The 8138-nt window shown below is 73.4% G+C and carries 6 protein-coding genes; all 6 read right to left on the bottom strand.

The window, feature by feature from the left end; genetic code table 11:
- Position 1 precedes the first annotated feature (1 nt).
- The 6 genes from steA to ACFQ53_RS15770 are packed head-to-tail and all read right to left on the bottom strand — an operon-like array spanning position 2 to position 7116.
- Complete coding sequence (steA, locus tag ACFQ53_RS15745; protein ID WP_200500498.1) at positions 2–1183, bottom strand: putative cytokinetic ring protein SteA; 1182 nt, start codon at positions 1181–1183, stop codon at positions 2–4.
- Entirely contained in the window at positions 1180–2922 is a 1743-nt protein-coding gene (recN, locus tag ACFQ53_RS15750; RefSeq protein WP_377861304.1) for a DNA repair protein RecN, read from the bottom strand. The genes steA and recN overlap by 4 nt, the downstream gene beginning before the upstream one ends.
- Before the next feature lie 12 nt (positions 2923–2934).
- Positions 2935–3879, bottom strand: a complete 945-nt coding sequence (locus ACFQ53_RS15755) for an NAD kinase (protein WP_377861307.1) — start codon at positions 3877–3879, stop codon at positions 2935–2937.
- A complete protein-coding gene (locus ACFQ53_RS15760) occupies positions 3876–4871 on the bottom strand; it encodes a TlyA family RNA methyltransferase (RefSeq protein ID WP_377861309.1) in 996 nt (331 codons plus the stop codon). The genes ACFQ53_RS15755 and ACFQ53_RS15760 overlap by 4 nt, the downstream gene beginning before the upstream one ends.
- A complete protein-coding gene (locus tag ACFQ53_RS15765; RefSeq protein ID WP_377861312.1) occupies positions 4868–5863 on the bottom strand; it encodes an HAD-IIA family hydrolase in 996 nt (331 codons plus the stop codon). The genes ACFQ53_RS15760 and ACFQ53_RS15765 overlap by 4 nt, the downstream gene beginning before the upstream one ends.
- Entirely contained in the window at positions 5860–7116 is a 1257-nt protein-coding gene (locus ACFQ53_RS15770) for a hypothetical protein (protein WP_377861314.1), read from the bottom strand. Before ACFQ53_RS15770 ends, ACFQ53_RS15765 begins: the two co-directional genes overlap by 4 nt.
- Positions 7117–8138 lie beyond the last annotated feature (1022 nt).

An 8138-nucleotide genomic window follows, 5' to 3' on the forward strand; every position in this document is an offset into this window, starting at 1 on the left:
CCTAGGTTCCGGTGGCGGGTCGGGTGGCGAACAGGGAGGTGAACCATGAGATGGCGTCGTCCCATCGTGCACCGAGGATCTGGAAGAGCGCCTGTCCGCCGGGCGTGGCCCACATGGCCACGGAGAGGGCGAGCAGGCCGGCGACGGCCAGCAGCACGAGCTGCAGGGTGGAGATCCGCTGGCGATAGAGCCGGGAGACGCCCTTGGCGTCCACGAGCTTGGAGCCCACGCGCAGCCGGGTGAGGAAGGTCGAGCTCATGCCGGCGCGGCCCTTGTCGAGGAACTCCTCGAGGGTGCCGTGGGTGCCGACGGCCACGATCACGCTCGCGCCCTTCTCGTCGGCCAGGAGCATCGCGATGTCCTCGCTGGTGCCGGCGGCGGGGAACACCACGGCGTCCTCGGCGAGATCGAGCTCCGCCAGGCGCTCCATGCCCGGGGCGCGGCCGTCGCGATAGGCGTGCACGACGAGCTCGGCGCCCGATGCCAGCGCCCTGTCGGAGACGGAGTCCATGTCCCCGATGATCATGTCGGGCTTCCAGCCGGCCTCGAGGACCGCGTCGGCGCCGCCGTCGACGCCGATCACCACGGGTCGGTTCTCGCGCAGGAACGGACCGAGCGTCGCGAGGTCCTCCTTGTAGTGGTAGCCGCGCACGACGATCAGGACGGGGCGGCGGTCCATGACGGTGCGCACCTCGGGCGCGCCCACGCCGTCCAGCAGCAGGTCCTTCTCCAGGAGCATGTACTCCAGGGTGTTGCGGGCGAACAGCTCGAGCTGCTCGGAGAGGCCCTCGCGGGAGGCCTCGAGGGAGGCGGCGATCGTGGCGGGGTCCTGGCGGGTCCCGCGCGCGAGCGTGCTCCCGCCCTCGCGGACGACGCCGTCGGCGACGGTGAGGCGGGCGCCCTCGCGGACCTTCTCGAACAGCTCGGGGCCGCAGTCGTCGACGAGCGCGATGCCGTGGTCCACGAGGATCTGCGGCCCGGCGTTCGGGTACCGGCCGGAGGTGGAGCGGGCGGCGTTGAGGACGGCAGCGGGCGCCTTCTCGACGAGCGCCTCGGCGGCGACGCGGTCGATGTCCTCGTGGTCGATGACCGCGATGTCGCCGGGCTCGAGGCGCTTGGTGAGGTCCTTCGTGCGCCGGCCGATGCGCGCGGTCCCCAGCACGGTGCCGACGGTCGTGCTCATCGCTCCTCCCTCGGCGCCTGCCCCTGTGCCGGCTCCTGCGCCGACGGGTCCGCCGAGTCGTCGAGCAGCTCCCGGGCGTGGGCGAGGGCGAGCTCGCTGGTCTCCCCGGAGAGCATGCGGGCGAGCTCGCCGATGCGCCCCTCGCGGTCCAGTCTCTGCACGGTGGAGCTCGTGCCGCCGTCCTCGCTGTGCTTGACGATCTGCAGGTGGATGGAGGCGTGGGAGGCGACCTGCGGGAGGTGCGTGACGACGATGACCTGCGCGTTCTCGGCGAGTCGCTGGAGGCGCTGGCCGACGGCGAGGGCTGCGCGGCCGCCGATGCCCGCGTCGATCTCGTCGAAGACGAACACGGGGGCGGCGGTGCGGTCGTCGCGGGAGGAGCCGAGCGCGACCTCGAGGGCGAGCATGACGCGCGAGAGCTCGCCGCCGCTCGCGGCGGTCGCGACGGGCAGGTGGTCGGCGCCCGGGTGGGGCGCGAGGAGGAACGCCACGCGATCGCGGCCGTGCGGACGGGGCGAGTGCGGGGCGACCTCGACCTCGAGGCTCGCCTGCGGCATCTCGAGGTGGACGAGCTCGGACTCGACGGCGCGCGCGAGGCGAGAGGCGGCGTCGCGCCGGGCCCCGGTGAGCGCCTCCGCGGCCTCGTCGAGGGCGGTCTCGAGGCCCGTCATCTCCTCGCGGGCGGCGGACAGCTCGGTCTCGGCGCCCTCGAAGCGGTCGAGGTCGGCGGCGGCGGTGCGGGAGCTCTCGAGCAGCTCGCCGATGGTCGCGGCGCCGCCGAGGACGGGCCCGAGGTCCCGCACCAGCGTGGTCACCTCGTGCAGGCGCTCGTTGGCCTGCTCGACGCTCCCGGGAGAGGCGTCGATGCCGTCCGCGTAGCGGGAGAGGTCGGCTGCGGCGTCGGAGAGCTCGAGGCGCAGGCCCTCGAGCCTGCCGAGGGTGCCCTCGAGCTCGGGGTCCGTGCCGGATGCGGTGCGCACCTGGTCGATCGCGAGGTCGAGGAGGGAGCCGGCCGCGGGGCCGTCGTCCTGTCCGAGCAGCAGCGTGGACGCCTGCTCGGCGGCGGCTCGGAGGTCCACGGCGTGGTTGAGCTTCTCGAGCCGGGCGCGCAGGCTCTCGTCCTCGCCGTCCTGCGGGTCGACCTCCTCGATGCGCTCGAGGGCCGTGCGCAGCTCGTCCCCTCGGCGGTCGCGCTCGGCGACGAGGCTCTCGAGCTCCTCGATGCGACCGCGCAGCTCCTGCTGGCGGTCCCAGAGCTCGCGGTGGCGCTGCAGCAGGGGGCCGACGGTCTCGCCGGCGAAGCGGTCGAGGGCCTCGCGCTGCTGGTCGGCCTCGCGCAGGCGGGCCTGGTCGGCCTGGCCGTGGACGGTGACCGCGGAGCCGACGAGCCGGGCCAGCGTCCCGATCGGCACGGGCACCCCGCCGATCTGGGCCCGGGAGCGGCCGTCCTTGGTGACGCGGCGGACGACGAGCACCTCGCCGTCCTCGTCCTCGGCGCCGAGCTCGTCCAGGGCCGACTCGAGCTCGTCGTGGCCGGTGAGCACGAGCGTGCCGTCGACGGTCCCGGCGGTACCCGCACGGCCGCGGTCCAGCCGCGCGCCCAGGAGCATCGAGAGCCCGGTGACGATCATGGTCTTGCCAGCGCCGGTCTCGCCGGTCAGCGCGGTGAAGCCGGGACCGAACTCGAGGGTGGCGTCGTCGATCACGCCGATGCGGCGGATGCGGAGGGTGGAGAGCACGGCGGCTCCCGCTCAGACGTCGCGGCCGACGCGTCCGCGCCAGCCCACGACCGGCAGCTGGAACTTCTCCACGAGGCGATCGGCGAAAGGTGTGGTGGTCAGACGCACGAGCCGCACGGAGCGCGGAGAGAGCCGGCCCTCGACCCGCATGCCGGGGGTGATGTCGATGGTGCGGCGGCCGTCGAGGGTGAGCACTCCCTCGTCGCGGTTCTCGACGGTGAGCTCGATCGCCGCCTCGGAGGAGCGCCCCAGCACGAGGGGGCGCGAGAACAGGGCGTGGGCGGCGAGCGGGACGACGAGGAAGGCGTCCACCTCAGGCCAGATGATGGGGCCGCCGGCGCTGAAGCCGTAGGCGGTCGAGCCGGTGGGGCTGGTCAGCAGCACGCCGTCGCAGCCGAAGGAGGAGACGGGGCGGCCGTCGATCTCGATGACCACGTAGATCATCTTCTGGCGGTCGGCCTTCTCGAGGCTCGCATCGTTCAGCGCCCAGTCGGTGTGGAGGATCTGGTCCTTGGGGCCGCGGATGACGATGTCGATGGTCGACCGCTCCTCGATGTCGTAGTCGCCGTCCAGGAGGCGCCGCACCGTCGTCGAGAGCTCCTCGACCTCGCTCTCGGCGAGGAAGCCCACGTGACCGAGGTTCACGCCGTGCACGGGGATCTCGGCCTCGCGCACCACCTCGAGGGCGCGCAGGATGGTGCCGTCGCCTCCGAGCACGATGCCGAGCTCGACGAGGTCCGCCGCGGAGACGGCGTCGACGACGTCGACCTCCTCGGAGTCCAGGATGTCCAGGAGCCCCTCGGGCAGGCTCGCCGGCGGCGACATGCGGATCTGGTCGTACTGCTCGTCGGTGATGACGGCGCGCACTCCGCGGTTGCCGAGCTCGGCCAGGACTCTCATCAGCGCCTCGAGGGCGGCGGCGCGCCCCGAGTGCGCGTACAGCAGGAAGCGCCTCATGCTCGGCGGTCCCCTTCCCTCGTCCTCAGCTCGGTCCTGTGCCCATCGGCCCGGCGCGGGCCCTGGTCATGCTCCGTGACGTGCTCCGTGACCTGCGCGCGCCGACGTCCGGCGCGGGAGCCTGCGCGCGTACGCGGGAGCACCTGCTCGATCATGTCATAGGCAGCGCGCGGGATCCTGCGCGCCGCTCCGGCGGGTCGCGGATCCTCTGCGTGCGTGTCCTCTGCGGGTGAGGGGACGTCGCGACGATGCAGATGCAGGAAGTACTCGTGGTTCCCGTCCTGTCCCGGCAGGGGGCTCTCGGCGACGCCGCGCAGGTCGAGCCCGCGGGCATCGGCCTCCTCGACGACGCCGAGCACGGCCTCGCGGCGCAGTGCGGGGTCCGCGACCACGCCCGAGCGCGGGAGCCTGCGGCGCCCGACCTCGAACTGGGGCTTGACCATGAGCAGCAGGTCGCCGCCGGGCGCGGTGAGCGCGGCGAGGTCCGCCATGAGGGTGACGAGCGAGATGAAGGAGAGGTCGCCGACGACGAGCTGCGCCGGCCCGCCGACGTCCGCGGGGTCCAGTCCCCGGATCGAGGTGCCCTCGTGCACCGCGACGCGCGGGTCCTCGCGCAGGCGCGGGTGCAGCTGGTCGTGGCCGATGTCCACCGCGCGCACCTCGCGCGCCCCGCGACGCAGCAGGACGTCGGTGAACCCGCCGGTGGACGCGCCCGCGTCCAGGCAGACGAGATCGCGCGGGTCCAGCCCCGCCGCGTCGAGCGCGCCCAGGAGCTTGTGGGCGGCCCGGGAGGCGTACTCCCCTCCCTCGGGGACGCCGGTGACCTCGAGGAGGGCGTCCGCGGCGACGGTCGCGGACGGCTTGTGGGCGGGCCGGCCGTCGACGAGGGCCCTGCCCTCCTCGACGATCCGACGGGCGTGGGTGCGGGAGGACGCGAGGCCCGCGGCGGCCAGTGCCACGTCGAGCCGCCGGGCTCCGCCGCCCGCGGTCACGAGTCCTGGGTGCGCACCGCGCCGGACAGGGCGCTCTCGGGCAGACGCTCCGCGAGCAGCCCGAGGGCCGCGGTGAGGGCCTGCGGGGTCCCCGTGCGTCCGGAGAGGACGAGGTCCTCGCCCTCGAGCCCGGCGGAGGCGGCTCCGCAGCGCGCCGTCGCGCCGTCGACGACGGCCTCGGGCGCGGGGTCGGTGAGCGAGGAGAGGTCGGGCAGGATCCACGTCGGCCGACGGACGGGCTCGGCGCGCAGCGCGGTCTCGATGCTGTCGACGCCCGTGAGGACGAGAAGCGTGTCGATGCCGGCGCGGTTGCCGCCCTCGATGTCGGTGTCGAGGCGATCGCCGACGGCGAGGGGGCGGCGGGCTCCCAGCGCCTTCGCGGCGAGGGAGAACATGGCCGGCTCGGGCTTGCCCGCCACCAGCGGCGTGCGACCGGTGGCGTGCACGAGCGCCTGCACGAGCGCGCCGTTGCCCGGCGCGATGCCCCGTTCGGTGGGCAGGGTCGCATCGGTGTTGGTCGCGATCCAGGGGATGCCCCGGCGCAGTGCGTAGCCGCCCTCTGCGAGCTGCGCCCAGCCGAGGTCCGGGGAGAACCCCTGGACGACGGCCGCGACCTCGTCGCCGTCCTCGCGCACGGGGGTGAACCCTGCGGAGGCGACGGCCTCCATCAGGCCGTCGGCGCCGAGCACGAGGATCGTGGAGCCGGCCGGCGCGTGCTCCGCGAGGAGCTGCACCGCGATCTGCGGGGAGGAGGCGATCTCCTCGGGCGCCGCCTCGACGTCGACCGTGGCGAGGTGCGCCACGGCCTGCTCGGGGGTGCGGGAGGCGTTGTTGGTGATGAAGCCGATCTTCAGGCCCCGATCCCGCGCGGTGCGCACGGCCTCCGCGGCGTGAGGGATGGGATGCGTGCCGTGCATGAGGGTGCCGTCGAGGTCGAGGAGGAGGGCGTCGTACCGCTCGAGCATGCTGAGGTCGTGTCCGCGGGCGCTCATGCCTGCGGCTCCTGCTGACGATCCGCCTGTTCGGTCACCGCAGTCTCGTCACGGGGCTCCCCCGCCTCGTCCTGCGCGTCCTCCTCGGGCTTCTGCTCGTCGGCCTCGGGCTCGTCGCGCTCGTGCTCCTCGTCCTCGAGCTCGTTGCGCTCGTGCTCGCGCTCCTGCCCGCCGTCATCCTCGGCACCATCCACGGGCTCCCGAGTCCGATCGGTGTCGGGATTGACCTCCGACGACGTGGCGGCATCCGCCTCGGACGGATCGTCCTCACCGGGCGCGTCGCTCTCGGAGGCGCCGTCCTCCTGCTCCTCGGAGTCGTCGGATTCTTCGACGTCCTCGGAGTCGTCGAAGGCGTCGAGGACGCTGAGCTCCTCGGAGTCGTCCCAGGGCAGATCCTCGACCTCGGGCTCCGGCACGGGGCGGCCCAGGCGCTCGGCGGCGTCCGTCTCGTGGTCGGTGTCGGCATCGGCGGCCAGCGTGAGCCAGCGGTGCGCCTCGTCGCTGCGTCCGGCGCGCTCGAGGAGGTCGGCGTAGGCGACCCACAGTCGTACCTGCCAGCGACCGTCGACCTTGCTGCGCAGAGCGGGGATGTCGAGCGTCCCGAGGGCGGTCTCGATGTCGCCGGTGTCGGCGTAGGCGCCGGCCACGACGATCATCAGCTCGATCGTCCCGGAGACGTCGAGAGTGGAGGCGTCGTCCGAGGCGGCGATCTCCAGCGCGCGTTCCGGACGGCCGATGCCCCGCTCGCAATCGGCGAGCATCGGCAGCAGGTCCACGCGGCCGGAGATGCGCATCGCGGTGCGGAACTCCCGGGCTGCGGTGCGGAACTCCTCGCTGCGGTAGGCGGCGATGCCGTAGATCTCCCGGGTGATCCCGACGCGTCCGCCGATGCTCGCGGCGAACTGGGCGTGAGCCAGCGCGAGAGGCAGGTCGTCCTCGTCGAGCGCCGCGATGGCGGCGACGAGGTGGCGGCTCGTGCGCTCCGCGGTCTCCTTGCGCAGTGAGCGGAGCTCGTCGGAGATGTCCCGGTCGAGCTCACGACCCGTGATGGCCTCGTCCAGAGCGGGCTCCGGCGGCCGGGTGCTGCGACGCGCCTCGCCCGGCCTCTGCGAGGAGGAGTCCCTCGGGCCGCCGAACCGCCCGCCGCCGCGCTGGTCGCGATCGTGGCGAGGGCCTCGCCGGTCGTCGTCCCTGCGAGGGCCTCGTCGGTCGTCGTCCCTGTGAGAACCGCGCCAATCGTCATCGCGACGCACGCGACGGTCGCCGTCAGGGCGACCATCGCGGCGGCTGTCGTCGCGCCGGAAGCTGCGCTTGTCGTCATCGCGGCGAGGGCTCCGGCGGTCGTCCTCCCGACGGGGGCCGCGCCTGTCGTCGTCTCGACGTGAGTCGCGCGAGGGGCCATCCCGGCGAGGGCCCCGCCGGTCGTCGTCACGGGCATAGCTCCGGCGATCGCCGTCCCTGCGCTGTCCGGAACCTTCCCCCTCACGACGGAACGGCCGCTGGCCGCCGTCCCCTCGAGGTCCGCGCCGATCATCGCCGCTCCGGGAGGAACCACCCTGACGGCTACCTCCCTGACCGCGGTATCCACCGCGACGGTCGGAATCCCGACCAGGGCCCCGACGGTCCTCCTGCCTTCGCTGACCGGAGCGATCGTTCGGGCGCTGCGACCGCTGCGCGTCGCCCTGGCCGCCTTGGCGGGGACGGTCGGCTCCGCGGGGCGGACGACCGTGATGCTGGGCGCGACCGGAGTGTCCACGGTCCTCGTGCGAGCCGCCCGATCGGCTCCCTGTGCTCTCGTCCGCCACGTTCTCCACCCTCGAAAGTCTCTATGAGTACTGCCTAGGGCTCACAGGTTAGGTGACTGCGGCACCAGCACCGAGGGTTCTCCCGGTCGCGGTGACTGACTCCACGGGGCGGGGAGTCCGCGGCGTGGCGCACGTCGCCTCAAACGCTCACGCGCCATCCGCAACGCCGGCCCACCGCGCGGCGCGCCGAGTCATGGACGACGAGCACCTCCCGACCCGAGTAACGTCGGAACACCGTCGAGTGGAGAAGCCCGGTCCACGCAGTGCTGCATGCTCATCGCCTAACGTGTGACTGCGCGTGCACGCAATCCCTGGCCGCCTCAGTTCAAACACCGCAGCGGCGAGAAAAAATGCACATGGACGCGGAAAAGGGTTGTGGCTCGTCACCGCGCTCCACCCGAACCCGATCAAACGAGCCCGAGGAGCAGCTGGCAACGAGCCACAACCCTCTCCACAAAAAACGTCCGGCG

The organism is Brachybacterium sp. NPDC056505, from assembly GCF_042794925.1.
Lineage (GTDB): Bacteria > Actinomycetota > Actinomycetes > Actinomycetales > Dermabacteraceae > Brachybacterium > Brachybacterium kimchii.

Bases quoted from the DNA above. Each gene is read 5' to 3' on its own strand.
- steA (WP_200500498.1), bottom strand. From the start codon at position 1,183: ATGAGCACGACCGTCGGCACCGTGCTGGGGACCGCGCGCATCGGCCGG.
- ACFQ53_RS15755 (WP_377861307.1), bottom strand. From the start codon at position 3,879: ATGAGGCGCTTCCTGCTGTACGCGCACTCGGGGCGCGCCGCCGCCCTC.
- ACFQ53_RS15765 (WP_377861312.1), bottom strand. From the start codon at position 5,863: ATGAGCGCCCGCGGACACGACCTCAGCATGCTCGAGCGGTACGACGCC.